The sequence below is a fragment of the Curtobacterium sp. PhB115 genome, assembly GCF_003752025.1.
Taxonomy (GTDB): domain Bacteria; phylum Actinomycetota; class Actinomycetes; order Actinomycetales; family Microbacteriaceae; genus Curtobacterium.
This window is the reverse complement of record NZ_RJKR01000013.1, coordinates 137,296-163,171: the sequence shown is the minus strand read 5'-3', so window position 1 is coordinate 163,171 and position 25,876 is coordinate 137,296. Positions and strand designations below refer to the sequence as shown.

General features: G+C 71.8%; 24 protein-coding genes and 1 other RNA gene. 7 read left to right on the top strand and 18 right to left on the bottom strand.

Annotation, left to right across the window (positions count from 1 at the left end):
• Window positions 1-74 precede the first annotated feature (74 nt).
• Complete coding sequence (locus EDF19_RS18600) at window positions 75-1,148, top strand: acyltransferase (protein WP_123682339.1); 1,074 nt, start codon at window positions 75-77, stop codon at window positions 1,146-1,148.
• Window positions 1,149-1,248: 100 nt separating this feature from the next.
• On the opposite strand, the gene EDF19_RS18595 is transcribed toward EDF19_RS18600, so the two are convergent.
• Window positions 1,249-1,428: an SPOR domain-containing protein gene (locus EDF19_RS18595; protein WP_123682338.1), complete on the bottom strand. Its 180-nt coding sequence runs from the start codon at window positions 1,426-1,428 to the stop codon at window positions 1,249-1,251.
• 41 nt (window positions 1,429-1,469) lie between these two features.
• On the opposite strand from EDF19_RS18595, the gene map reads away from it, so the two are divergent.
• The 3 genes from map to rnpB all read left to right on the top strand — a co-directional run bounded on the left by map (window position 1,470) and on the right by rnpB (window position 3,509).
• On the top strand, window positions 1,470-2,333 hold the full coding sequence (map, locus tag EDF19_RS18590; RefSeq protein ID WP_123682383.1) for a type I methionyl aminopeptidase: 864 nt from the start codon (window positions 1,470-1,472) through the stop codon (window positions 2,331-2,333).
• A gap of 35 nt (window positions 2,334-2,368) precedes the next feature.
• Window positions 2,369-3,124 carry a polyphosphate--glucose phosphotransferase gene (gene ppgK, locus EDF19_RS18585; RefSeq protein ID WP_123682337.1) on the top strand — a complete coding sequence of 252 codons (756 nt, stop codon included), beginning with the start codon at window positions 2,369-2,371 and terminating at the stop codon, window positions 3,122-3,124.
• A gap of 22 nt (window positions 3,125-3,146) precedes the next feature.
• Window positions 3,147-3,509: RNase P RNA component class A (rnpB, locus tag EDF19_RS18580), an RNA gene on the top strand.
• A gap of 255 nt (window positions 3,510-3,764) precedes the next feature.
• On the opposite strand, the gene EDF19_RS18575 is transcribed toward rnpB, so the two are convergent.
• The 9 genes from EDF19_RS18575 to EDF19_RS18535 form a co-directional block, all read right to left on the bottom strand.
• Window positions 3,765-4,499 carry a zinc ribbon domain-containing protein gene (locus EDF19_RS18575; RefSeq protein WP_123682336.1) on the bottom strand — a complete coding sequence of 245 codons (735 nt, stop codon included), beginning with the start codon at window positions 4,497-4,499 and terminating at the stop codon, window positions 3,765-3,767.
• A gap of 2 nt (window positions 4,500-4,501) precedes the next feature.
• Entirely contained in the window at window positions 4,502-5,347 is an 846-nt protein-coding gene (locus EDF19_RS18570) for a Nif3-like dinuclear metal center hexameric protein (RefSeq protein WP_123682335.1), read from the bottom strand.
• Between the two features lie 74 nt (window positions 5,348-5,421).
• Window positions 5,422-6,561: a hypothetical protein gene (locus tag EDF19_RS18565; RefSeq protein ID WP_123682334.1), complete on the bottom strand. Its 1,140-nt coding sequence runs from the start codon at window positions 6,559-6,561 to the stop codon at window positions 5,422-5,424.
• A 103-nt stretch (window positions 6,562-6,664) separates the two neighbouring features.
• Window positions 6,665-7,303 carry an alpha/beta hydrolase gene (locus EDF19_RS18560; RefSeq protein ID WP_123682333.1) on the bottom strand — a complete coding sequence of 213 codons (639 nt, stop codon included), beginning with the start codon at window positions 7,301-7,303 and terminating at the stop codon, window positions 6,665-6,667.
• A gap of 30 nt (window positions 7,304-7,333) precedes the next feature.
• Window positions 7,334-8,293, bottom strand: coding sequence for an AraC family transcriptional regulator (locus EDF19_RS18555; protein ID WP_123682332.1), 960 nt, complete (start codon window positions 8,291-8,293; stop codon window positions 7,334-7,336).
• Between the two features lie 108 nt (window positions 8,294-8,401).
• Window positions 8,402-8,815 (bottom strand): ATP-binding protein, encoded by a 414-nt coding sequence (locus EDF19_RS18550; protein WP_123682331.1) that lies wholly within the window; start codon window positions 8,813-8,815, stop codon window positions 8,402-8,404.
• A complete protein-coding gene (locus EDF19_RS18545; protein WP_123682330.1) occupies window positions 8,812-9,150 on the bottom strand; it encodes an STAS domain-containing protein in 339 nt (112 codons plus the stop codon). Before EDF19_RS18545 ends, EDF19_RS18550 begins: the two co-directional genes overlap by 4 nt.
• Window positions 9,151-9,283: 133 nt before the next feature.
• The gene (locus EDF19_RS18540; protein WP_260217349.1) at window positions 9,284-10,483 is read right to left on the bottom strand and encodes a multidrug effflux MFS transporter; all 1,200 of its coding nucleotides are present in this window, start codon (window positions 10,481-10,483) and stop codon (window positions 9,284-9,286) included.
• A 217-nt stretch (window positions 10,484-10,700) separates the two neighbouring features.
• A complete protein-coding gene (locus EDF19_RS18535) occupies window positions 10,701-13,358 on the bottom strand; it encodes a phosphoenolpyruvate carboxylase (RefSeq protein WP_123682328.1) in 2,658 nt (885 codons plus the stop codon).
• Window positions 13,359-13,603: 245 nt separating this feature from the next.
• Here EDF19_RS18535 and EDF19_RS18530 point away from each other — a divergent pair, with 245 nt between their 5' ends.
• Entirely contained in the window at window positions 13,604-15,262 is a 1,659-nt protein-coding gene (locus tag EDF19_RS18530; protein ID WP_123682327.1) for a BCCT family transporter, read from the top strand.
• Between the two features lie 375 nt (window positions 15,263-15,637).
• Here the strand turns inward: EDF19_RS18530 and EDF19_RS18525 are convergent, their stop codons facing one another.
• Both EDF19_RS18525 and EDF19_RS18520 read right to left on the bottom strand, forming a co-directional pair.
• Window positions 15,638-15,931, bottom strand: a complete 294-nt coding sequence (locus EDF19_RS18525) for a DUF2470 domain-containing protein (RefSeq protein ID WP_123682326.1) — start codon at window positions 15,929-15,931, stop codon at window positions 15,638-15,640.
• A complete protein-coding gene (locus EDF19_RS18520; RefSeq protein WP_123682325.1) occupies window positions 15,928-16,617 on the bottom strand; it encodes a heme oxygenase (biliverdin-producing) in 690 nt (229 codons plus the stop codon). Before EDF19_RS18520 ends, EDF19_RS18525 begins: the two co-directional genes overlap by 4 nt.
• A 58-nt stretch (window positions 16,618-16,675) precedes the next feature.
• Here EDF19_RS18520 and EDF19_RS18515 point away from each other — a divergent pair, with 58 nt between their 5' ends.
• Both EDF19_RS18515 and EDF19_RS18510 read left to right on the top strand, forming a co-directional pair.
• Entirely contained in the window at window positions 16,676-17,521 is an 846-nt protein-coding gene (locus EDF19_RS18515) for a siderophore-interacting protein (protein ID WP_123682324.1), read from the top strand.
• An 88-nt stretch (window positions 17,522-17,609) separates the two neighbouring features.
• A complete protein-coding gene (locus EDF19_RS18510; RefSeq protein ID WP_123682323.1) occupies window positions 17,610-18,176 on the top strand; it encodes a GIY-YIG nuclease family protein in 567 nt (188 codons plus the stop codon).
• A 40-nt stretch (window positions 18,177-18,216) separates the two neighbouring features.
• Here EDF19_RS18510 and EDF19_RS18505 read toward each other — a convergent pair whose 3' ends face one another.
• From EDF19_RS18505 to EDF19_RS18480, 6 genes are all read right to left on the bottom strand, one after another.
• On the bottom strand, window positions 18,217-19,767 hold the full coding sequence (locus EDF19_RS18505; RefSeq protein ID WP_123682322.1) for a GMC family oxidoreductase: 1,551 nt from the start codon (window positions 19,765-19,767) through the stop codon (window positions 18,217-18,219).
• Window positions 19,764-21,221: an alpha/beta fold hydrolase gene (locus EDF19_RS18500; protein WP_123682321.1), complete on the bottom strand. Its 1,458-nt coding sequence runs from the start codon at window positions 21,219-21,221 to the stop codon at window positions 19,764-19,766. Before EDF19_RS18500 ends, EDF19_RS18505 begins: the two co-directional genes overlap by 4 nt.
• Before the next feature lie 54 nt (window positions 21,222-21,275).
• Entirely contained in the window at window positions 21,276-22,244 is a 969-nt protein-coding gene (locus tag EDF19_RS18495; protein WP_123682320.1) for a hypothetical protein, read from the bottom strand.
• A gap of 120 nt (window positions 22,245-22,364) precedes the next feature.
• On the bottom strand, window positions 22,365-23,033 hold the full coding sequence (locus tag EDF19_RS18490) for an RES family NAD+ phosphorylase (protein WP_123682319.1): 669 nt from the start codon (window positions 23,031-23,033) through the stop codon (window positions 22,365-22,367).
• The gene (locus tag EDF19_RS18485) at window positions 23,030-23,596 is read right to left on the bottom strand and encodes a hypothetical protein (protein WP_123682318.1); all 567 of its coding nucleotides are present in this window, start codon (window positions 23,594-23,596) and stop codon (window positions 23,030-23,032) included. The genes EDF19_RS18490 and EDF19_RS18485 overlap by 4 nt, the downstream gene beginning before the upstream one ends.
• 585 nt (window positions 23,597-24,181) lie before the next feature.
• Window positions 24,182-25,639: a DUF4389 domain-containing protein gene (locus EDF19_RS18480; protein WP_123682317.1), complete on the bottom strand. Its 1,458-nt coding sequence runs from the start codon at window positions 25,637-25,639 to the stop codon at window positions 24,182-24,184.
• Window positions 25,640-25,876: the final 237 nt, after the last annotated feature.

Below are 25,876 nucleotides of genomic sequence, written 5' to 3'. Positions count from 1 at the left end.
ACGCGCCTTGATGGGAACGAACCTTGGCCGGAAGAAGCCTGGCGTCGTGTAATATTGTGGATTAGAATACACGGATGCCGAATCAATCGTCCCGAGTCGCCGCGATCGACATCGCCCGCGGCCTGTCCGTGGTGTGCGTCGTCATCGGGCACGTCGCGATGGGGCTCTTCGACTCAGGAGCGCTCCCCCGTGACGGCGCCCTCGGTGTCGCCTACGACGTGACCCACGTCTTCCGGGTGCCCGCGATCGCCTTCGTCGCTGGGCTCTTCATCCCCCGAGCGCTCGCCCGCCACGGCGGACCGCGCTACCTGGCTGACCGCGCGCTCCTGCTGGGGTGGTTGTACCTCGTCTGGACCGCGGTGCAGACCGTGGTCGAGGTCGCGACCAACCCGATCCGGAACACCCCGCGGCCCGTCGACCTGTCGCTCCTGATGGTGTGGACGCCCGCTGCGCAGCTCTACTTCCTGCCAGCGCTGTGGCTGTCGACTGCCGTCACTGTCCTGCTCCTCGGACGTCGGCAGGGCGTCGCGAAGCTCGCTGGCCTCGGCGTCGCCACGGCGATCTCCCTCGCCGCGTGGGGGTGGCGACCACCCATCGTCGGCATCGATTCGCTCGGGCTCGTGGTCTTCGTCGCACTCGGCGCGGCCGTCGGACTCCCGCGCATGTCGACCGCGGCCCACGGGCACCCGGCGTGGTGGGTCGCCGTCACGTTCGCCGCCGGCGGCCTGTTCGCCTCCGCGTGGTCCAGCGGTGCGCGCGGTCCACTCGACCCGTCGACGCTCGACCTGCTGGGGCGCACCGCAGGGATGGCCGCGGTGCTCTGCGGGATCGTCGTGACGATCGGCATCGCGGTCCTGGTGGCTTCGCTTCCGGTGCTCGGCGCGTCGCTCGAACGCATCGGGAGGCTGACACTGCCGGTGTTCCTCGCGCACATCGTGTTCGCGGCCGGTGCCCGGATCGTGCTGCAGGTGATCGACGTGCCGCCCGGCATCGTCCTGGTGGTCGCATCGGTGGTCGGGGTCGCCGGGCCCGTCGTCCTGGCCCGGGTCGCCCCGCTGACCCGACTCGGCTGGCTGTTCGATCGCCCCCGCTCCGGCCGGACCACCGTCACGACCACAGCCCAGCGGCCACTGACCGCCGACCGTTGACCGTTGACCGTTGACCGTTGACGCGGCCGCTGCCCGAGTTGTGCGCTACGTCGGCGTCGGCGTCGGCGTCGTCGTCGTCGTCGTCGTCGGCGTCGTCTCGTCAGTCGGACTCGGCGTCCCACTTCTCGTTGTTCGCCGCGATGCGGTCGAGCGCGTGCTGCGCTTCCTCGCGGGTCTCGAACGGGCCGATGCGGTCACGCTGCTGGGACTGCGGCCCCTGCTCGACCTGGCCGGTCTTGTCGTTGAACCACCACTGGGACTCGATGCGCTCGTCACTCATGCCGCTCAACGTACCCGTGTGTCGCGGCTAGAGTGGTGGACATGCCCCGGGACGAACACGGACACCTGACCGCCGGCCGGATCTCACCGCAGCGGCCCGTCCCGGAGGACATCGAGCGCCCGGAGTACGTCGGGAAGGTCGAGCCCCACGAGCACGGCCTCGGTGACACCTACACGCCGGACGAAGTCGAGCGGATCCGGACCGCCGGACGCATCGCCTCGCAGGCCATCGACGCCGTCGGGGCAGCGATCCGCCCGGGCGTGACCACGGACGAGCTCGACCGGATCGGACACGAGTTCGTCGTCGCGCACGGTGCGTACCCGTCGACGCTCGGCTACCGCGGCTACCCGAAGTCGCTCTGCTCCAGCCTGAACGAGGTCATCTGCCACGGGATCCCCGACGACACCGTCCTGCAGGAGGGCGACCTCGTCAACATCGACATCACCGCCTACAAGGACGGGATGCACGGCGACACGAACCGCACCTTCATCGTCGGCCAGGGGGCTCCCGAGGTCGAGGACCTGGTGTCCCGCACCGAGGAAGCGCTGCGCCGCGGCATCCGCGCCGTCGCCCCCGGCCGCCAGGTGAACGTCATCGGCCGCGCGATCGAGGCCTACGCCAAGCGCTTCGGCTACGGCGTCGTCCGCGACTACACCGGACACGGCGTCGGTCGGGCGTTCCACTCCGGCCTGATCATCCCCCACTACGACGCGCCGCAGTACGACACCGTCATCGAGGAGGGCATGGTGTTCACCATCGAGCCCATGCTCACCCTCGGCGGCATCGAGGCCGACATCTGGTCAGACGACTGGACGGTCTCGACGCGCGACAAGACCTGGACCGCCCAGTTCGAGCACACCCTCGTCGTCACCGAGCGTGGCGCCGAGCTCCTCACCGTCTCCTGACCCGTCTCCTGACCCGTTCCCCGAAAGGCACACTCATGACCTCCCTCGCAGTCGGCGTCGACATCGGCGGTACGGGCATCAAGGGCGCGATCGTCGACGTCGCGACCGGTGAACTCACCACCGACCGGATCAAGAAGGCCACCCCGGAAGGCGGGAAGCCCCACGACATCACCGCCGTCGCCAAGGAGATCGTCGCCGAGCTCGCGCCGGCCGACGACGTCCCCGTCGGCGTGTGCTTCCCGGCGATCGTGCGGGACGGCAAGACGATGTCCGCCGCGAACGTGTCGAAGAAGTGGATCGGCTTCGAGGCCGAGGCGCTGTTCGAGAAGGAGCTCGGCCGCTCCATCCACTTCGTCAACGACGCCGACGCCGCCGGGTTCGCCGAGCAGCAGTTCGGGGCGGCGAAGGGCAAGGACGGCCTCGTCATCGTGACGACGCTCGGCACCGGGATCGGCAGCGCGCTCATCAACGACGGCGTGCTCATCGTCAACTCCGAGCTCGGGCACCTGGAGATCGACGGGCACGACGCCGAGTCGCGGGCCTCGTTCGCCGCCAAGGAGCGTGACGACCTGTCGTGGAAGCACTGGGCGAAGCGGCTGCAGACGTACTACTCGACCCTCGAGGCGTTGCTCTCCCCCGAGCTCTTCGTCGTCGGCGGTGGCGTGTCGAAGCAGTACGAGGAGTTCCTGCCCCTGCTCGACCTGCAGGCGGAGATCATCCCCGCGACCCTCCGCAACAACGCCGGCATCATCGGTGCCGCGACCCTCGCCGCGCGGTCGCGGACGGAATAGTCGACTAAACTGACCGGAGCGAATGGGTCGGTGAGACGGTCGCGTCACTCCCCCGGGAGTGCCGAGGAACGTCCGGGCTCCACAGAGCAGGGCGGTGGGTAACACCCACCCGGAGCAATCCGCGAGACAGTGCCACAGAGAACAGACCGCCGGCGGCGACGTCGGTAAGGGTGAAACGGTGGTGTAAGAGACCACCAGGGGTCCGGGTGACCGGATCCGCTCGGTAAACCTCGCCCGGAGCAAGGTCAGACAGAGGACGCTGAGGCTGCTCGCCGAGTCCTCGGGTAGACCGCTGGAGGCCGACGGCAACGTCGGTCCGAGAGAGATGGCCGTCACCGCCGCGCAAGCGGTGGGACAGAACCCGGCGTACGGCCGGCCCATTCGCCCCTTCTCCGCGCCGCGTTGTCCCGCGCGGTCGGCGCGCCCGGGCGGCGCGCCCGGTCGGCGCGCCCGGTCGGCGCGCGGTCACGACTCCCCGCTCAGCTTCGCCGAGTGGTCACCAACTGTCGGCCGGCACGGCCGCAGCCGACAGTTCGTGACCACTCGGCGCGACGCACCCGACGCGTTGCGACCAGCCCACGACGGACAGGAGGCGCGGTGCCAGCCCGGCACCGCGCCTCCGTCGACAGCGCGCGAGCGCCTACAGCCCCGACTCGGCCGTCCGCACCAGGATCGCGTCGCTGTCCGGGCAGAGCACGACGTCGTCAGGCGCCGCGCGACGCACGTCCTGCAGGTCGGAGTTGTTCAGCGCCACGCCCGACGCCGTCGACACCCCGCCCTGCAGCAGCGACGCACCGAAGCCGTACCGGGCGCGCTGCCGGTCGTACAGCGCGAGCAGCTCGGCCGGCACCTTCGCGGCGACGTCGGCACGGGCCTGCTCGGCGGATGCTCGGTCGGACGACAGACGGGCGATCTCGGCGTCACGGTCGGCGACCAGGCGGGAGCGGGAGGCCTCGACGTCGGCGAGCTGCGCCTCGATGTCGCCGACCCGGGCGCGGAGCCCGTCCAGGTTCTCCATGATCTCGAGCTCGGCGGTCTCGAGTCCCCCGATGCGACGCTGGAGCGAGTCGAGCTCGCTCTGCAGCCCGGCGGCGTCCTTCGAGTTCGAGACGTGCTGGAGCATCGTGGTGTCGCGCTCGACCCGCGCGTGGGCGGTCGCGGTGTCGGACTCGAGGCGGGCGAGCTCGCGCTCGGCGTCCTCGACGAGCCCCGTCGCGGCGACGAGTTCGCTGCGGAGCGCTGCGGCCTTCGTGCCGAGCTCGGTCAGCTGGTCACCCTTCTGCAGCGACGTGATGCGGTGCGCGATCCGGGTGACGTCGTTGTCGAGACGCTGGACGTCGAGGAGGATGACCTGGTCTTCGGGTGCTGCCTTCATGGTCAGACTCCTTCAGTGGGGGTGGTGGGTTCGGCGGCCGGCAGGACGGCGAAGTCCCACGGGTCGGTGCGGAGATCGCTGACGGTGACGGTGACACCGGCAGCCTGACGCAGTTGCGCGGCGGCGACGTCGAGCCAGAGCCACTCGGTGGCCCAGTGCGAGGTGTCGATGAGGGCGGGGCCACCGCCGAGCAGCGCCTGTTCGCGGAACTCGGACGCCGGGTGGTGGCGCAGGTCGCTCGTGACGTAGACGTCGGCGGCGAGCACGGCGGGGTGCCCGAGGAGCGAGTCACCCGCTCCCGCGCAGAGCGCCACGGTGCGGACGGGCTGGTCGAAGTCGCCGGAGACCCGGACCCCGGTGGCCGTCGGCGGCAGCAGGTCGACGAGCTTCCGCGCGAGTGCACCGAGTGTCGTGCGCTCGGCGAGCACCCCGACGCGGCCGATGCCCGTCGCGGGGTCGGCTCCGGGGTCGAGGGGGCGCTGCTCGGTCAGGCCGATGCGGTCGGCGAGCACGGCCGAGGTGCCGGTCGTCACGACGTCGGCGTTGGTGTGCGCGGCGACGAGCGCGCAGCCACCGCGGACCAGGGTCGCGAGCACGCTGCCCTTGTAGGTGGACTCGGCGATCGTCGTGACGCCCCGGAGCAACAGCGGGTGGTGCGTCAGGAGCAGGTCGGCCCCGGCCTCGACGGCTTCGCGGGCCGTGTCCGGCACGGCGTCGACGGCCAGGTGCACGTGTTCCACGACCGCGTCGGGGTCCCCGGAGACCAGCCCGACGGAGTCCCACGACTCGGCACCGGCGGCGGGCCACAGGTCTTCGATCACGGCCTGGAGTTCGCGGAGCGTCGGCATCCCGTCAGTCTACCGAGGCGACCGCCCCGGAACGGGCAGCCGGTCCGTGGGTGGTGATCCGGGCCTCCAGGCGGTCAGCGGCGACCGAGCGCACGCAGCAGGCCGGCGACGAGACGCGACCACCAGCCGGGCGCAGCCGGCTCGGCGAGGTGCGCGTGTGCGTGTGCGTGCGTCTGCGGTGCGGCCGGCGCGTCGACGACGGTCGTCTCGGCGACCGGCAGGGACACCTGCTCCGGCAGGACCACGGGGGTGCTCGCGGTCGTGCCCTGGTGCGCGGTGAGCGCGGCGGCGAACGCGGCACGGTCGATGACCGTGGGCCCGGTGGCGGGCTGGATGAGCGGGGTCGGTCGCGTGTTCGCGGACACCGGGGACACGGCTGGGAGGCCCAGCACCGGTCGCACGGGTTCGTCACGTTCCGGGACGACCAGCGCCACGGCCTCGGCCGGGGTCACGACGACGGTGGCGGCGGGTCCGGATGCGGCGGGTGCTGCTGTGCGCGCGGCGGCGGGTGCTGCGGGCGCTGCTGTGCGTGCTGCGGCGACGGTCGCGATCGGCGCGGTCGCTGCGCGCAGGTAGGCGTCACGGCGGGACGACACGCGGTCGCGGCGGTCGGCCTCGGCAGCGGCGTCGGCGAGCAGGTCGGCGAACACGGTGCGGGCGAAGGCGCGGGCGGCGACGACCTCGGGGTCGTCGGCGCCGGCGACGGTGGCCTCCCACGCGGCGAGGCGCGCGAGGTCCTCGTCACGGAGGCGGACCTCGTCCTCGAGCCGGACGATGCGGTCGATGGTGCTGCGGCCCGTCGACGCCGAGAGCTCGATGGCGAGGTCCTCGACGCGGAGGGCCAGGCGCTCCGGGGGCTCCGGGAACGACGGGGCACAGACGGCTGCGTGGCGGGCACGGTCGCGGCGGAACGCGGGGGCTGCCGGCTCGGGCAGCGCTGCCGGCGCGGCTGCCACTGCGGGAGCGGGCTCGTCGTCCGTCGTCGTGAGATCGGTGGTCGTCAGGTCGGTGGTGACGGGCGCGACGGTGGTCGTCGTGTCGTCGGCAGTGGCGTCCGTCGTGGCGCCGGGGCGCTGCACGGGGCCGGTGACGGGCGGGACCACGAGGTCCGACTCGTACGGCGTGCGCGTCGCCGGGGCGTCGCGGAGCCACTCCTCGAGCGCTGCGCCGAACGGGTCGACGAGCGGAGTGCGTGCACCGGACTGGGTTTCCATGTGTCGAAGGATAAATATCGCGGAGCGGAAATCCGGGGACATCGGCGGTGTGTCGCTGCGTTGCCTGCCATATCGCGTCGAACGTGAACGGCGTGTCGCCCGTCTACAACGTGGCCTCGAAGTCGTCGAGGAGTGATCGGCCCGTCGGCCACGAACCGATGCCGCTGGCGACGTTGACGTGCCCGAGCGCACCCACCCGGAGGGTCGTCGCCCCGATCGCCTCGGCGAACGCGATCGCGCGTTCCGGGGTGCAGTACGGGTCGTCGTCGCTCACGACGAGGCGGGTCGGGACGCGGCCTCCGGCGGGGAGCGGACGCGGTGCGGCGAACCCGGAGGCTGCGCGGGGGAAGCCCGGCGCGTCGGGGTCCGGCGGGGCGACGAGGAAGGCGCCGGCGACGGCAGGTCTCGTGGTCCGGTTCGTTCCGTCGGTGCCGGCCGCTCCGGTCGCGTGGGCCGCTCCGGCCGCGTGGGCCGCTCGGGTCGCGTGGGCCGCTCCGGCCGCCAGCCAGTCGGCCACGGCGAGGACGCCCAGGCTGTGGGCGACCAGGACGGGTGGTGCGGGGCACGCGGCGACGGCACGGGTGATCGCATCCCGCCAGTCGGCCGGGTCCGGCTCCGCCCACGACGCAGGTTCGATGCGGACGGCCGCGTCACCGCGCTCCCGCTCCCAGACGGACTGCCAGTGCTCCTGATCGGAGTTCCAGATCCCGGGCACGATCACCCACGGTCGAGGTCTGCTCACCCGGGAAGCGTACCGGGCGGGTCGGGCGGCTCAGGCCTGCAGGGTGTCGCGCGGGTACTCGCCGAACCGTGCCGCGTACGCCGCCGAGAACCGCCCCAGGTGCGCGAAACCCCACCGCATCGCGACGCTCGCCACCGTGAGGTCCCCGGGTGCGGCACGCCGGAGTTCGTCGCGGACACGGTCGAGCCGGATCCCACGGAGCATCGCGTTCGGCGCGGTCCCGACCTGCCGCTGGAACGCCTGCTGCAGGCCGCGGACGCTGAGCCCGACCTGCTCGGCGACGTCGGTCGTGGTCACCGGCGTGTGGGCGAAGGCGTGCATGTACTCGACCGCTGCGCGCACCCGGCCGGTGGCGCCCTGCGGCAGTGGCACGTCCGGTGCGACGAGCTTGTGCGGGAAGGTGCGGAGGAGCGATCGCGCCGTCCGCCTGGACGTCTCGGCCAGGGCCAGGGCGCTGACCTGCGTGGCGCCGAGCACCGTCGCCGCCGCGTCCTGCACCTGCTGGTTCCAGCGACGCAGGTCCTCGGGGCGCGGGGCGCTCGTGTGGTCGAAGACGAGCGGACCGGCCTGGGCGCCGTGCACCTCGGCTGCCACACCCTCGAGGTAGGTGCGCTCGAACTGCACCAGGCTCTGACGGATGTCCTGCAGGTCGAAGCGGAACGGGCGCCCGGTGGGGAACATCATCGGCCGCCCGGGCACGAAGTCGACCTCCTGGCGTCCGATGTCGACGCGGCCGCCGCCCTCGGTGCTCCACATCACGACGTACTCGTCGCGCACGTCGAGCTCGCCCTGCATGCGCGCGTCGAACCGTGTGGAGCGGAACGACATGGTGTCGTCGCCCACCACCCGGAAACGGTAGGCGAAGGAACGCTCCGTGCGGGACGCCGAGAAGCCGCTGCCCTCGTATGCGTCCTCGTACATCTGCACGGCAGCCTCGAGATCGGCCCCCGACGTCTCGAAGCTGATCCGGGGATCGGTCTCGATTGTCATCGCGCGAATCGTGACACGGTGCTCAGCAAGTCCCGCAATCCCGCTCGGCACCTTGCGGATAACGGCCCGTGGACTGCGCGAGGAGGATGATGGACGGCCGTGCGGGGCTCAGTGGCGGGTGCGCCGCACCGTCCACCGGTTGCGGTCGGCGACGCGCTCGTAGTGCAGGTCGTCGACCACCATCTTGACCAGGGCGAGCCCGCGACCGCTCTCGGCGAGGTCCTCCGGCAGACGAGCGGCATCGGTGTCGACCGCCGCGGCCGTTCCGTCGTCGGACAGCAGGGCCGAGAACCGGTCCGCGCCGACCTCGAGCCGGAGCTCGCAGGAGACCCCGCCGGCGCCACCTCCGTGTTCGATCACGTTGGAGGTCAACTCGACCAGCGCCAGTTCCAGCGCCATCCGGTCCTCGACGGACACCGACGGCTCGTCCTGCCACACCCCGGCCAGGAACTCGTGCACCGCGGACACGTCGTCCGGCGGGCACGCCAGCGCGAGCAGGTGCTCGCCCGAGGAGACCGTCATGACCAGTCGGTCACCGCAGCGTCCCCGTCAGGGTACGTGCGGAGGATCTTGTCGATGTTGGAGAGCTTGAGCACCATCTGCACCTGCTCAGAGGGGGCGGCGATCCGGAGGTCCCCGCCGGCCTGCCGCGCGGTCTTGAGGCTGCCGACCAGGGCGCCGAGACCGGAGGAGTCCATGAACTCGACCCCGGAGAGCTCGACGACGACGCGGGAACGTCCCTTGTCGACGATCTGGGCGACCGTCTCTCGGAAGGTCGGGGCCGACACCATGTTCAGGCGTCCACTGCACTCCAGGACGGCGGTGTCGGTCTGCGCCTCGTGTACGACGATGTCCATGCCGGGTGGCCTCCTCAGGTCGGTGCGACGTGCAACCAGCAACCTACCGGCTCCACGCCGACAGGTCCCGACAGCAGCGCCGTCGGCTCGCACGCGGGCACGTCAGCAGCGCCGTCGGCTCGCGTGCTGGCCGTCAGCGGCTGCGCCGGGTCGCGACCACCTGCACGACGACCGCGGCGGCCATGAGGGCGGCCATCACCCCGCCCATCGCCAGGGCCGTCCCACCGAGGGCCCCCGCGAGCGGCGTGCCGAGTCCCCCGATCCCGAACGTCAGGCCACCCTGGAGCGCCGCGGCCGTCCCCGGGTGTGCCGCGCCGACGTGCTGCGTCCGCGTCATCGCCGCGGGCAGCACGAAGCCCCACGCGCCCGTCACCACCGCGAGCGAGCACCACACCGGCACCGCTCCGAGCCCGAGCAGCGCCGACACGAGCACCGCGGTGGCCCCGGTCGTCCCGACCAGCAGTCCGAAGGTGAGCAGGGCGTCCTCGGAGAACCGGCCGACGAGCCGCCCGAAGACGAGCGTCGTCACGATCATCATCGACGCGTTCGTGGCGAAGACGAGTGTGTACAGCCCCTCCGAGAACCCGAACTGCGTCTGGAACACGAACGAACTCGTGGCGATGTAGGCGAAGAACCCGACCGTGGACAGCACACCGCTGAGGACGTACGCGCGAAACCGTGGGATCGCGAGCAGCTCGCGGATCCGCTGCCGGTTCGCGGCGAAGCCGACCCCGCCGCGACGCTCGGGTGGCAGGGTCTCGCGGAACCGCAGGAGCACGAGCGCGAAGAACACCGCTCCCAGCACGGCGAGCACCACGAACATGATCCGCCACGTCCCGAACGTCAGGACCGCTCCCCCGGCGAGCGGTGCCACGACGGGGCCGATGGCGTTGATCGCGGCCAACGTGCCGAACACCTTCGCCATCCGCGTCCCGCTCGACACGTCGGAGACCATGGCCCGACCGGCCACCGCCCCCGCGGCACCGGCGAGGCCCTGCACCACCCGGGCGACGACGAGCGTCACGACGTCCGGCGCGAGCGCACAGCCGACCGAGGCGACGGCGAACAGCGCGGTACCGACGACGAGCATCGGACGCCGCCCGATCCCGTCGCTGACCGGCCCGACCAGGAGCTGCCCGACGGCGAACGCCACGAGGAACGCCGTGAGTGACAGCTGCACTGCTCCGGGCGTGGTGCCGAGGTCGCGCGCGATGGCCGGCAGGGCGGGGATGTACATGTCGGTCGCGAAGGGTGACACCCCGACGATGAGCGCGAGCGGCACGATCGGCGGAAGGGTGGTCGTCGTCGTGTCCCGCATGCGCTCCGTCGTCACCCCGGACACGCTACGCGCCCCCGAATCGATTCGACAGAGGAACCGAGGCGGTCACGACACCCCGCTCACGTCCGCCGAGTGGTCAGGAACCGTCGCGCGGCGACCGCGCAGCCGACGCTTCGTGGCCGCACGGGGGCGCGGCTCGGGACGTGCGCGGAGACGGACAGGAGGCCCGGTGCCAGCTGGCACCGGGCCTCCTGTCCGTGGGGTGGGGGCGTCAGCCCGTGTTCTGCAGGCCGGCGGCGATCCCGTTCACGGTCAGGAGCAGCAGACGGTGGTCGCCGTCCGTCGGGTCGGTGCTGCCGGAGTTCCGGATCGCCCGGAGCGCGCGGAGCTGCAGGTGCGACAGCGCATCGACGTAGGGGCTGCGGAGGCGCACGGCGCGGGCGAGCACCGGACGGTCCTCGAGCACGTCGGTGCCCCCGGAGACGCGGAGCACCCAGTCGCGGGTGCGCACCATCTCGTCGAGCACCTTCGCAGCGAGGTCGTCACGGTCGGCCAGCTCGAGGTACCGGCGGGCGATGTGCTCGTCGGTCTTCGCGAGCGACATCTCGACGTTCTTGATCATCGCGCTGAACAGCGGCCAGTCGGCGTACGCGGCACGGAGGACGTCGAGGTCGCCGACGGCCTCGAGCGCGGAGCCCAGGCCGTACCAACCGGCCAGGTTGATGCGCGCCTGCGTCCACGAGAACACCCACGGGATCGCCCGGAGGTCCTCCAGCGACTCGACGGACAGGCCACGGCGGGCCGGACGAGAACCGAGCGGCAGGAGACCGATCTCCTCCATCGGGGTGACGCGCGCGAACCACGGCGCGAAGCCGTCGGCCTTGACGAGGTCGTAGAACGCGTCGCGGGAGACGTCGTCGAGCTGCTGCGCGAGCTCGGCGAACCGGGCGGCGGCTGCTGCCGTGCGGGCCTCGTTCGACGGCGACGAGGCGAACAGCGTCGCCGAGGCCATCTGCTCGAGGTGCCGTGCCGCGATGTCCTGGTCGCCGTACTGGGCGAAGATGACCTCGCCCTGCTCGGTGAGCTTCAGCCGGCCGTCGATGGACCCCGGCGGCTGCGCGAGGACGGCCTCGTTGGCCGGTCCCCCGCCGCGGCCGAGCGAGCCACCACGACCGTGGAACAGCGTGAGCTCGACGTCGTTGTCCCGCGCCCAGTCAGCGATGCGGGCCTGTGCGTCGTACAGCGCGAGGTTGGCCGAGACGGGGCCGACGTCCTTCGAGGAGTCCGAGTAGCCGAGCATGACCTCGAGGCGGCGACCGGTCGCGGCGAGGCGACGCTGGAACGTCTCGGTGCGGACGGCCTCGTCGAGGATCTCGACGCTGGCGTGCAGGTCGGCGAAGGTCTCGAACAGCGGGATGACGTCGAGGACCGGCGCGGCCTCCGGCGACCCGAGGGCGGCCACGGCGAGCTCGTGCACGTTCGCGAGGTCCGCGGCGGACTGCGTGAACGAGACGATGTACCGGCTCGCGGCACGGACGCCGTACCGCGACTGCAGCTCGGCGATCGTGCGGAAGACCGACAGGACCTCTTCGGTCGTCTCGCTCAGAGCACCGCCTGCACGGATCTCGGCGAGGGCGGTGCGGTGCACCTGCGAGTGCTGGCGGACCTCGAGCTCGGCGAGGTGGAACCCGAAGGTCTCGACCTGCCAGATGAGGTTCTGCAGCTCGCCGTTCGCCGGACGGAGTGCCCCGGCCGCGACGAGCGAGGTCTGGACGGTCCGCAGGTCGACGAGCAGCGCCTCGGGGTCGGCGTACCCGAGGCGGGTGTCGCCATGGCGGGTGGCGTCGATCCGCGCCGCGACGAACAGCAGCGCACGCCGGTGCGTCTCGTTCGGTGCGCGGACGCCGATGCGCTCGGCGATCCCGGCGTCCAGCGACTCCTGCGACGCCACCAGGGCGGTGAGCCCGGCGTCGGCCGGGGTCTCGCTCGCGTCGAGCGTCAGCGCGCTGCCGATGCGGGTGGTGGCACGGGCGAGACCGAGCAGGATGTGCTCGGCCGCGACCTCCGCGGCCTGACGGGTGACGTCCGCGGTCACGTGCGGGTTGCCGTCGCGGTCGCCACCGATCCAGGTGCCGAAGCGCACGAAGGCCGGTGCGGTGACCGGGGCACGACCGGCGTCGTCGCCCTGCAGCCGGTCGTCGAGCAGGCGGTACACCTGCGGGACGATCTCGAACAGCGTCTGGTCGAACACGCTCATCGCCGTGCGGACCTCGTCGAGCGGGGTCGGGCGCGTGGTGCGGAGCGGCGACGTGCGGAGGAGCGTCGTGATCTCCTCGAGCAGGCGGCGCTCGTTCTCGGCGCGGGCCATCGCGTTCTTCGAGCGGTCGCGCTCGTCGATGAGGTCGGTGATGCGGCGGACGCCCGTGGTCACCGCCCGGCGGCGGGCCTCGGTCGGGTGCGCCGTGAGCACCGGGTGGAAGCGGAGCGACCGGAGCCGCTCGGCTGCCTGCGCCTCGCCCACCTCGGCGACGAGTTCGGCGTAGGTCGCCGGGAAGGAGTCCCCCGCGAGCCCGCCGTCGTCGCCGCGCTGCCGCAGGACACGCACACGGTGGTGCTCCTCGGCCAGGTTGGTGAGGTGGAAGTAGGTCGTGAACGCCTGGGCGACGGCTTCGGCACGCTCCGCCGACATGCCGGACACGATCGTCTCCGCCCGGGCAGCTCCTTCGGCGTCGTCACCCTCGAACGCGTCGATGACGGCCGCGCGCAGCGACTCGACGTCACGCAGCAGGTCGTCGCCGCCGTTCTCGCGCAGCACCCGCCCGAGCAGGTTGCCGAGGTACCGCACGTCGGCGCGCAGGTCACTGTCGACCGCACCGCTGACGTCGTCCCGTGCGCGCTCGTGGCGCGCAGATCCGTCGATCGCCGTCATGGAGTCCTTTCCGGGTCGTCCGGGAGGCTCGTCCCGGCTCCGAGCAGCGTATCGGCCCGCGGGGACGGGTGACGACGACCGTCCGGACGGACCACCAGGGATCGGGTCCGGTCCGCATCACGGCCGGACGGAACGGTACGCATCACAACCGGACGGAACGGTACGCATCACAACCGGACGGAGAACGGTCCGCGTTCGTACACTCCACGGCAGGGACGCGCACGCGACCCGGGGCGGAGTGACCCATGGGTGAGACGACCGGACCGGGCAGGGCGACGCCGCCGCCGGTGCAACGCTGGGTGTTCTGGCCGGCGGCGATCCTCGTGCTCGCGTTCGTCGGGGTCGCACTCGCGGCGCCGGACGCGACCGAACGGGCCTTCGTCACGGTGCAGGGCGCGATCGTCCGCGACTTCGGCTGGTACTACGTCCTCGTGACCGCGGGCTTCGTGGTGTTCGCGATCTGGATCGGGTTCAGCCGGTACGGCGACATCGTCCTCGGCAAGGACGACGAGAAGCCCGAGTTCTCCACGATGTCGTGGTTGTCGCTGCTGTTCGCGGCCGGCATGGGCATCGGGCTGGTGTTCTACGGGGTGGCCGAACCGCTCAGCCACTTCGCCTCCCCGCGGCCCGGGGTCACCGGCGACGACGACGCGCTCGCGCAGCAGGCGATGACGCAGACCTTCCTGCACTGGGGCCTGCACGCCTGGGCGATCTACGTCGTCGTGGGCCTGGCGCTCGCGTACGCGATCCACCGACGCTCGCGACCGGTGTCGATCCGGTGGGCGCTCGAACCGCTCCTCGGCAAGCGGGTGACCGGCGGCTGGGGCAACCTCATCGACGTGCTCGCCCTGATCGGAACGCTGTTCGGCGTCGCGACGTCGCTCGGCCTCGGCGTCCTGCAGATCGGCTCGGGGCTCGAGTACACCGGCATCGCGGACGACACCAGGGGCCTGCAGATCGGACTGATCGTCGTCGTCAGCGTGATCGCGATCGGGTCGTTGCTGAGCGGTGTCGGCCGCGGCATGAAGATCCTGTCGAACATCAACCTGCTCCTCGCCGCGGCCCTGCTGCTGTTCGTGCTGGCGTTCGGTCCGACGCAGTTCCTGCTGGGCGAGTTCGTGCAGTCGCTCGGGCAGTACGTCCAGGGGTTCGTCGGGCTCGCGTTCGACACGAGTGCGTTCGCCGGGAAGGCCGGACAGGAGTGGCAGGGCGCCTGGACCACGTTCTACTGGGGCTGGTGGATGTCGTGGGCGCCCTTCGTCGGCATCTTCATCGCCCGGATCTCCCGCGGCCGGACCGTGCGGCAGTTCGTGCTCGGTGTCCTGTTCGTGCCGGCGCTCCTGACCTTCCTCTGGTTCGCGATCATGGGCGGCACGGCCCTGTACGCCCAGCTGCACGGCACCGGCGACCTGGTCGCGGCGGACGGCGGCGTGCACGTCGAGCAGGTGCTGTTCCAACTGCTCGGGAGCATGCCCGCCGGCTCGGTCCTGGTCGTCGGCGCGATCGTGCTGATCGGCGTCTTCTTCGTGACCTCGGCGGACTCGGGGGCGCTCGTGATGGGCATGATCGCGACCGGCGGGCAGATCGAGCCGAAGAACTGGATCCGGGTGTTCTTCGCCTGCGTCACGGCGCTCGTCGCGGTCGCGCTGCTCCTCGCAGGCGGGCTGAACGCGCTGAAGACGGCCGCCATCACGACCGCGCTGCCGTTCAGCGTCGTGATGATCCTGATGTGCTGGTCGACGGTGATCGCCTTCACCCGGGAGCGCCGCGCGTACCTGCGGGCGGAACGCCGCGCGCTGGTGGTGGACCTCGCCGAGTTCTACCAGGAAGAGGTCGTCGACCCGGCCGAGCGCGCGCCCCGCACCGGCCCCATCGCGAAGCTCGCGCGGCGGATGCGCCGCTGACGCCCCGCACTCGGTGAGCAGAAGAGGTCGCCTGCGCTCAGGCGACCCGACATCTTCTGCTCACCGAGTGGGGTGGACGTCATCCCGCTGGCCGGGAGGCGCGGGGCCACGCCGCCACGCGCCTCCCGGATCGCGAAGCGCGCGCTGGCCGCGGCGCGGACGCCCCCACACGGTGAGCAGAAAAGGTCGCCTGGGATCGGGCGACCCGACATCTTCTGCTCACCAAGTGCAAGCGCGCGTGCAAGCGCGAGTGCGCGTGCACGTGCACGGCGCGGCGGCGCCGCAGGAACAGGAACGCCGGGGTCGCGGCGCGTCGCGGGAGCACCCCTGCAGTTGCGACGCGCTCCGCGACCCCGGCGGGTCGGTGGGCCCCGGTCAGCTCGGCTCGGCGAGCTGCGCCTGGGCGGCGGAGTGGACCTCCACGATCTGCACGCGGGCGGACCGGCGATCGGTCAGCGGCGTGGTCCAGGGCACGATGACGTGCTCCTCGTCGCCGTCGTCGAGCTGGGCGAGCCACACCCCGGCGATCGCGTCGATCTCGGTCATCGTCGCCGCCACCGCGGTCGCGGCACCGTTCGCGCGCACGATCACGAGGTTGTCGGTCGCGTGGTCCCCGTTCATGTGGCGGAGGATCGCGCGGCGTGCATCGTCGTCGAACGCGTCGCTCATGCGATCACCGCCACGTCGCCGGGGCCCGCACCGTCGGTGACCGGGCGTCGGCGGGCGTCGAGTCCCTCGAGCAGGCCGTTGTTCAGCGTGTAGGCCAGCTCGACCTCGGCGATGACGCGTTCCTGCTCCTCGGCGGACCACGGCGCCGCGTCGAGCTGCGCACGGTAGGTGTCCTTGAAGGCGCTCGGGTCGGCGACCTGGTCGAAGATGTAGAAGAGGATGCCGTTCGTCTCGAAGCCGAACTGGTCGGCGAGCATCCTGCCGATCATCTGCCCGCCGGACAGGTCACCGAGGTACCGCGTGTAGTGGTGTGCGACGAACCCACCGGGCCACTCGGCGGCGACCTCGTTGAGGCGGCGGACGTACGCGGTCGTCGCCGGCAGCGGGCAGACGAGTTCCGACCAGTCCGGTCCGATCAGGTACTCGAGGTCCGCGCGGATCGCCGGCATGCGGGTGAGCTGCGAGGTGACGAACGGCGCGGCGACGGGGTGGTCGGCCATCTGTTCCGCCGCGCGCTCCAGGGCGTCGTAGACGAACGAGTACTGTCCGAGCAGGGCCGCGTAGTCGGCGACGTCGCACCCGCCGCCGAGCAGGTCGTGCATGAAGCCGTTCCCGGCCGAGGATCCGTGCGAACGCCGGGTGCGCTTGCGCAGCAGCTCGGAGAACGGGATGACGGTCGTGTCCATGAGGTAAGGCTAACCTTACTGACAGAAACGTCAAGCATCAGAGAGGAAGCTCGCACCGATGAGCTCCAAACCCAAGCGCCCCCAGCACGTGTTCGTCGTCGACCGGACGGAGCGGCTCTCGCCGCACATGGTCCGCGTCCACCTCGGCGGTCCGGCCTTCGACGAGTTCGTCGGGTCCGCCGATCCAGACCGCCTCGCCGCGACCGACAAGTACGTCAAGCTCCTGCTCGCCAAGCCCTCGCTCGGGCTGCGGCCGCCGTACGACCTCGAAGCACTGCGCGAGACCCTGCCGAAGCAGGACCGACCGGCCCGCCGCACGTACACGGTCCGCGCGGTCGACCACGAGACACGGACGATCGCCGTCGACTTCGTCGTGCACGGCGACGACGGCCTCGCCGGTCCCTGGGCCGCGGCCGCGCAGCCCGGCGACGAGCTCGCGCTGTCCGGCCCCGGCGGCGGCTACGCACCCACCGCAGACCCCGACGTCACGCACGTGCTGCTCGGCGACGACAGCGCGCTGCCGGCGATCGGGGCCGCACTCGAGTCGATGGCCGACACCGCCACCGGCGTCGCGCTGGTCGAGGTGGCCGGCCCTGCCGACGAGCAGGACATCGCACACCCGGCCGGGGTCGACCTGCGCTGGCTGCACCGCGACGCCACCGGCGCCCAGCCGGGCACGCTCCTGCTGGAGGCTGCGCGCGGACTGCCCCGCGCCTCCCGGCCGGTCCAGGTCTTCGCGCACGGCGAGCGGACCGCGATGAAGGCGATCCGTCGGCTGCTGCAGGACGACTGGGGGCTCGAGAAGTCCGAGATGTCGCTGTCCGCGTACTGGGCGCTCGGCCGCGCCGAGGACCGGTTCCAGGAGGAGAAGCGCGAGCCGGTGGGCGTCATCTTCACCGACTGACGTCGGTTCGGCGCATCGGCGGTTCGCCGCGTCGGCGGTCGGCCTGAAGGCGCGGCTCGCGTCGGTGGGTCCCGCTAGCGTTCCCGACATGGTCACCTCGTCGTGCTGCGTGCCGGGTTGCGCAGGCCGCCCTGCGGACGCGCTCGCGGGCGTGCCCCTGTGCGCGACGCACGTCGCGCTGGTCGCCGACTTCGCCGCCGAGCACGTCGGCGTCGAGGACGCCCTGCCCGGCCCGTGCTCCGTCTGCGGCTCCCGCACCGGCGTGCGCTGGCCGTCGGGCATGGTGTGCGCGACGTGCGAGTGGCGGTGGGGTGACGTGCCCGACGGCGACCTCGCTCCCCCGCGTGTCGACGTCGTCTACTACCTGCGGATGCGCGACGACTTCGGCGACCGGATCAAGATCGGCACGACGACGAACCCGCGGCAGCGGCTCGCGGCGATCCCGCACCAGGACCTCCTGGCGTTCGAGCGCGGCGACCGGACGCTCGAGCGGCGCCGGCACGCCCGGTTCGCCGCGACGCGCTACCCCGGCACCGAGTGGTTCCGGGTCACGCCCGAGCTGCTCGCGCACGTGGACGTGGTGGCCGCCGGGGTGAGCGACCCGTGGGACCTGCACGCACGGTGGACGAGCGAGGCACTTTCGCTGCGGGGTTGACCGGCACACGGGTGACCGGCACGCGAGTGACCGCTCCGGGTCAGGCGGCCTGGAGCATCCGATCCGCGGTCCGGAGCGAGAGCGCCATGATCGTCAGCGCCGGGTTCGCGATGACGGCGCTCGGGAACACCGAGTTGTCCGCGATCCAGAGGTTCGGCACGTCCCACGAGCGGCCGTCCGGATCGACGACGGACGTCTCCCGGTCGGCACCCATCCGCGCCGTGCCGATGGTGTGCGCCGTGCGTTCGAGCACGCGGACGTCACGGCCACCGGCAGCCTCGACGATCGTCGTCATGGTGCGGACGGCGTGCCGCCGGATCGCCTCCTCGTTCGAGCCCGGCGTGAACGACACCCGGGCCCGCGGCACACCGTGCGCGTCGACCTCGTCGGACAGCTCCAGGCGGTTGTCCTCGTCGGGCAGGCACTCGGCGTTGATCCCGACGCCCGCCGAGAACGGGTAGTCCTGCAGCGCCCGCACCAGCTCGGCACCGCGGAGCCCGCCGCCGCGCACGAGCGAGGTGGCGAACGTCTGCGGTTGGACGCCGAGGCTCTGGATCAGGTACCCGCCGGCGAAGTCGGCGTCGGCGGGACGGACGAAGTCCTCGGTGATGATCGACGACGGGTACCCGCGGTAGGAGCGCATCGACTCGTCGAACCGTGCCCAGACCTGGGTGGCCCCGTGCGCGGTGAAGTTCCGGCCGACCTGCCCGCTGCCGTTCGCGATGCCGGTGTGCAGCAGCAGCCGCGGCGTCTCGATGCCCCCGGCGGCGAGCACCAGGGAGCGGCAGCGCTGCCGGTGCTCACGACCGTCGCGGGTGTAGACGACCGCGGACACCCGGCCGGCGGCGTCGAGCTCGATGCCGTGCACGAAGGAGTCCGGCCGGATCTCCGCACCGAACGCGACGGCAGCCGGCAGGTACGTCGTGTCCATCGAGACCTTCGACCCGTTGCGGCAGCCCTGGTGGCACGACCCGCAGGACACGCACGCCTGTCGCAGGCCGTGGTGCTCCTGGTGGCGGTCCTCGGTGGTCAGCCCGACCGGGGCGTCGGTGGCGGTGATCCCCGCGGCGGCAGCACCGCGCATCATCATGTCGGAGGAGGCGTTCCGCGCCGGGGGCCGCATCCGGTACCGCCGGGACGGGTCCCACGGGTAGTGCTCGGGACCGGCGACCCCGACGTCGTGCTCGACCTGCTCGATCCAGCCCGTCAGTTCGGCGTGCCCGATCGGCCAGTCCTCGCCGACGCCGGTCGCGGTCCGCAGTGTCAGGTCGTGCGCGCTCGGCCGCGGCGTGAACGCGCCCCAGTGCAGGGTCGACCCGCCGACGCCGGTGCCGCTGTTGTTCGGCCCGAAGGCCGTCGGCGCGCCACCACCGCTCAGCCGCTCGTCCATCCAGTTGATGTCGGCGGGGGCCGCGACCTCGTCGGGGACGTGGTCGGACGGCTCGGTGTTCCGGCCGGCCTCGAGGGCGACGACCGTGAGGCCGCGCCGCGCGAGTGAGGCCAGGAGTGGAGCCCCACCGGCGCCGGTGCCGACGACGACCACGTCGACGACCTCGTCGGTGCCGTGCGTGCGCTGTCCGTCGAGTCTCATCGTGCTGCTCCTGTCGTCCGCGTGGTGCGGCCCTCGGTCGTCGTGGTGCGGCCCTCGGTCGTCGTGGTCGGTTCCCACGCCTCGCGCGTGCCGGCGCCGAGCAGCTGGAAGCCCTGCAGGCGGACGCCGTCGCCGCCGTTCGCGTAGCCGTCGAAGTCGATCGCGGCCATCGTCGCCGGGTGCGCGAGCCACTGCTTCACGAGGTCGACGCTCGCGTCCTCGAACCACGAGCGGAGCTGCGCCGGGGTGAGCACCTCCGGCGCGGAAGCGTCGCGTGAGGTCGCGTCGCGTGCAGCGGCGTCGCGTGCAGCGGCGTCGCTCGTCACGTCCGTGCGGAACCGGCCGGCGGCGACGTCGTCGAGCGCACGGTCGAGGTCGCCGTCCCGTGCCGGCACGGCGAGCAGGTCGAGCGCCGCGCGGTAGGCGTCGACGTCGACGGGCAGCCCGTCCGGCCGCCAGCCGTCACCGAGTCCGGCCGCGAGCTGTGCGTCCACCCGCAGCGCGAGGTCCACCCGGTGGTCGCCGGGTTGCGGCACCACGATGCGTGCTACCTGCCGGAGCGTGTCGAGCTGCTCGGGGGTCAGCGCCTCGGGTGCGGCGGTGGGGTCGTCGGGCAGCGCGCGTACGGCGAGGATCCCCCGGGTCCGGGCACTCACCCGAGGCGAGGCGATCAGGCGTGCGTGTTCCGCGGGGACGACCGGACCGTTCGTCAGCCGACCCCGGACGAAGGCGCGGATGCGCTCGGCGACCGGGGCGGGGTGCTCCCACGGCAGCAGGTGCGCGGCGCCGTCCACCACGTGGAGCTCGGCGTCCGACCAGTGCGGCAGCGTCAGGCGTCGTTGCGCGTCGGCGTCGAGGTCACCGTCCTCGGCACCGGCGAGCACCAGTGCCGGAACCGGGTTCACGGGGACGGCGGACCAGTCCTCGCGGCTGCCGCGGGTGAGCCACGCGGTCCAGGCGGCGGGGTCGGCACGCTCGACGTCCCGCACGGCGACGGCGTGCAGTTCGGCGGGCAGCGGCGACGCGGTGTTCGCGGCCACGAACGCGGCGGCGTCCTCGGCGGCGATCGGCCCGTCCGCCGCCCAGCCGAGCATCACCTGACGGCGGTCCTCGTCCATCGGTTCCGGCGCGAGCGGCGAGGCGGCGAGCAGGACGACGCCGCGGAGGCCGAACAGTCCGTTCGCCCCGGACATCGTCCGGTCGGCGACGACGGTGGCGATCTTGCCGCCCATCGAGTGCCCGACGAGCAGCCAGTCGGTGACGCCGCTCGACCCGATCGCACGCTCGACGTGGACGGCCATCTCCTCGACCGTGGTGCCGGCCGATGCCGGGGTGCGGCCGAACCCGGGCAGGTCGATGGCGACGACGTCGAGGTCGTCGACGAGCTCGATCCGCAGGAGTGCGAACTCCTCGGAGCTCGCGCCGAGGGCGTGGAGACAGAAGGCGGTGGGCACCCACCATGACTACGCTCCGCGGACCAGCGGTCCCAGGTCCGTGTACCCCGTCGGTCAGCGGGCGTAGGCGTCGACGAAGAGCGCGCCCCGGATCTCGCGGAGGGTGTCCGCCAACCGTGAGACGGTCCGTCCGGAGACCCCGGACACCTCGAGGTCCCACGGTCCGAGGGCCTGCAGCCGTCCGGTCCGGATGCGCACGACCTCCCAGCCGACGGCACGCACGGCACGGTCCTTCCGGCGGTCGGTCTCCTGCCGCGGACCGACGTGCTCGAGCCCGTGGCGTCCGGTGGAGTCGTACTCGATCGCCACGCGGAGCTCCGGCAGGATGATGTCCGGCCAGACCTCGACGTGGTCGAAGAACGGCCGGTCGAGTCGGATCGCGGAGTGGTCGAACGTGAAGTCGAACCGCTCGGACAGTGCGGCCCGCAGCTCGGCCTCGACCGCTGAGGCGGTGGCCGGGGCACACACGCTCGTGAAGGACTCCCCCGACGGCAACCGCGGGGTCTTCGGGCAGATGGTCCGTTCGACCGGCTGCTTCGGACGCCGTGGTGCGCCCGGCTCCGGGCGTCGTGCACGAGCACGCGACGAGGCCACCGCACCGGTGGGCAGCCCACGCGAGGGCGCCGCCGGGAGTGTCTGCCGGCCGGCGACCCGGACGACACGCTGTGGGACGGGGACCGTGGCGGGCCAGTCCGACGGCACCACCGGCCAGCGCTGGGGTTGTGCCTGCACGGCGCACTCCGGGCACCAGACCGATCGACGCCGCTCGTGGCCGGGGCGGGAACGCTGCTCGGCCGGGGTGGCGACGAAGACGTGGCCGACGTCGCACTCCCAGGTGAGCAGGACCTCGGCCGCCGGGGGCACCTGGGTCAGGACGACGCCGTGGTTCCAGTCCGGGTGGTACTGCCGGATGAGCACCGGGTACGACGCCCAGTCCGCGCGGAACTGTCCGACGGCGTACGGCACCGCCACGCCGCGCGACCACTGCCGGCGGCGCCACCACGCGTCGACGGGTTCGGCCACACCGACACGCTACGGAGGACCACCGACAGCGCGGCGGGGCCGCACGGTGGCGGGGCCGCACGGCGGCGGAGCGCACGGCGGCGGAGCGCACTGCCGCGCAGCGCACGGTGCCGCCCTGGTTCAGTCGACAGGCGGCGTCGTGAACGTGAAGCGCTCGGGCCCGGCGTCCGACCCGTCGTCGAGCACCCGGATGCCGGACTCGCGGCACGCCGTCACCCCGTCGCGGTGGACGCGCTCCGGACGCGGACGCTTCGGCACGCCGGCCGCTCCGAACACCGCCCACGCGTTGGCGGCGGCGTCGCTCGTGAACCGCGTGCTGTACCGGACACCGGCGAACCCGGCGGCGTCGAACGCCCGCGCCCATGACTGCGGCACGCGGTAGTCCCCCATCGTCTGGAGCTCGGCGCCGACCCCGGACCGTACGGCCGACGGGTGCGTGACGTCGGCGAACCGCCGCCCCCGCGATGCCCGGGCGGCGACGACGACCATCTCGCGCGCACGGGAGGCGAACACCGTGTTCGTCGTCAGGACGTGGTGCGCCAACCGCTCGCGCACCGCGACCTCGACCGCGTCGGCCCAGTAGCAGGTACCCCGTGGGACGGCGAGGTCGAAGCGCCCGCCGTCGACGCCGTCGGCATCCGCCTCGGTGCTCGCGAACCACCACGCGCCGCGGTCGTGCCGCTTCGCGCGGTAGAACGTCGTGCCCCGGCTCTCCTCGGCAGGGAAGTCCGACAGGTCGAGGTCGTCGTGCGGTGGGCGCTGGGCGACCTCGTTCCGGCTCGGGGTCACGCGTCGGCTGCCCAGGCGTGCGCGGCGCGACGTGCGGCGGCGAGGACCTGCTCGGTGCGGCCGTCGCGCAGGGCCTCGGCCGCGGTGGTGCCGCCGAACTCGTCGGCGGGGGTGTTCAGCCACATGGCGCTGCCCCACGGGTCGATGCGGTCCGGGTCGACGAGCGCCAGGACCTGCCGGAGGTGCGGGAGCGGCGTACCGGACGCGCCGAACTGGAACGACGGGAACACCAGGCTTCCGTCGCCGATCTTCAAGCCCACGAGGTCGCGCTTCGCCGTCGCCTTGCTGAGCGCCTGACGGGTCACGCCGCGCCAGGCCGCGAGCGTCGGGGTGTCGTAGAACGGGCCGAGCAGTTCGTCGGCCTCGTGCTTCACCGTGGGCAGCGCGTGCAGCATCCGGTCGGCGAGCAGTTCGACGTCGACGCCGGGCTCGAGCGCGCCGTCGGCACGACCCCCGAGGATCCGGCCCCGCAGTGCCGCGATCAGCGCTTGTTCGGTGGGACTGAGATCGGTGCGATCCGGAGCGCTGCGGTGCTCGGTCCGAGCTCGTTCGGTGGTCGCCATGGTGGGCCTCCTGTCAACCGCGTCAACCCATTGTCACTCATCGACGACAACCGCGTCAACCACCTCGACGTGCGTCAGGACAGTGCTTGACGGGCGTACGTGTGACTGTTCACGGAAACCGTCGCCTGCTCACAGAACTTGTCGCGCGAGCCGTATGGCGACAGCTTCGATGAGCAGCCCCCGTTCGGTGCAAGACGGAGTTCCCCGCCGTCGTCGCCGGAAAGCTCTCGCTCGCCGTAGAGGCGTACCCATCCCCCTACGAGACAAAAGGGTCATGACGAAGCGATCCGGTATGCGTTGCGCACTGTCTCACGGCGATCCTTCTCCAGACATGGACGGAGACGACAGTGGCTCTGAGGAAGGGCTGCGCGCAAACCTGCCGAAGGACAAAGCTGCGGTCGAACGGCAGTGCGCGTGCTGCGTGCGGGCGCACGCGTATTTTCCGAAGTCTGGAACGGCGGCAACAGAGCCGATTTCGAGGATCCCAATGCTGAGCTGAGTCGCTGAGCGTTTCGTTCCGGCGAGATCGGTGCTAAACCGAGCGATCCGCAGGGAGCACGCCACAGCCCCGGCGCAGGGGTCGGGTCATCGCTTCGTTGCGGAGCCACGCTCCTGGTCGACGTGCGCTGCGGGTGGTTGCGGCTCGTCGGGGCCTTGGTCGAGCCGGAAGGGCGGGTACTCGTCGCGCATCAGTGCACCGTAGGCCGCGACACGGTACGTCCAACGGTTCGCTCCGAGCACGAAGTCGAACACGCCTCTCGGGTACTGCGCGGTGAAGAGCAGCACGACTGCGGCCACGAGGACGAGGACGCCGAGGACTGAGACGGGGGCGGAGTTGGTGTTCCACCCTCCGGTCGTCGAGATGCTGGTGCCGACGCTGAAGCCGCCGGTGAACGCAGCGAGCAGTAGGTAGTGCGGGAAGGCAAGCAGCCACCATTTGACGAGGACGAGCCCACGAGAGAGCCGTTCCGGCCGATCGATCTGCAGGTCTGCCGGGTAGTCGGCCGTACCGAACGTGAAGGGTGGGTAGCGGTCCGTGCCGAGGGCGGAGTACGCGTAGAAGGAGACTCGCCAGCTCCACCGGAGGACGCTGACGCTGTACTGGAACAGCGGCCGCGGGTACTTCCCGGTGAAGAGAATGGCGAATCCTGCGGCGACCGTTGCGAGTACGAACCCGACCCACAAGACAGCGAGTACCGCGGCGTGCGGCACAATCAGGATCCACTTGACCAGCCACAGCCAACGCGACGGCGGGCCCTCCACCCGTCCAGTGATCCGGACAGGGGCAACGGCGGCTCGATCCGGCCAACGCTTGCTGCCGGGTGAGGTGGCATCTGGGAGAGCTCGTCCGATGCCGATCGCGCCGAACAGTGTCAGCGGAATTCCGATCACGAGGAGCACCAGACCGCCGACGATGAATCCGGCAGCGAGCGGCGCGAGCAGGTCGGTGCGGGCTCCGACGGTCATCGTCGCGGTGACCCCTGGGGTGCCGTCGGCATTCATAACAACCACAGCCCAGTCGCCGGGTTCCACCCGCCAGGACACTGCCTGCCGGCCATCACCGGAGGAGGACTCAGCCCAGAACTGCTGCGCGCCAGGGTCCTCAGCTGCCGCGCCGGCCCCCGGGACGGTGCGGTACTGGACGCTGGTCGGGTCGTACCGAACGTGGACGACTTCGTCGTGCCGCACGCTCGCGAGATACCGGTCAACATCCTCTCGCGGAGCGATGCCGATGAACAGCGGTCGAGCCCCGTCCGCGGTGACGCGAATCTGGCCGACATCGAACGAGGCATTACGCGAGGCTGACGTGTCGGCGAAGCCATCCACCTCTGGGGTTGTGATTGCTGCGGTGTGCGTTGCGAACAGTGCTGCGGGAGTCGACAGGTACCTACCATCTCGTTGAGCGGTCGCGCCGCCGGCTGCAGCGACCCCGCTGATGAGCAGCACACTTCCGATGATGGTGAGCACGGCCCCGATGGTGAGCAGCACAACAGTCCACACAGGGACCTTGCGCAGTCGAGACGGGCGGTTGCGATCGGTCATCAGCAGTCTCCTTCGCTGTCACTCGCAGCCTGACGGAGAGCAGGATTGAAGCAGAGAGTCGAAGGTCACTCCGCCCGCGCACCCACCGCGCCCGGTGCGGGAACAACTGTTCGGCTTTGCTGGCCAGGATCGGCAAGCTACTTCCTCATCGAACTGGGATCTGTAACGGTCGGGATGCTCCGCCCGGCGGGCGCCGGCTTCCTACTGACGAACTCGAAACCGCGCTCGTGCAAATAC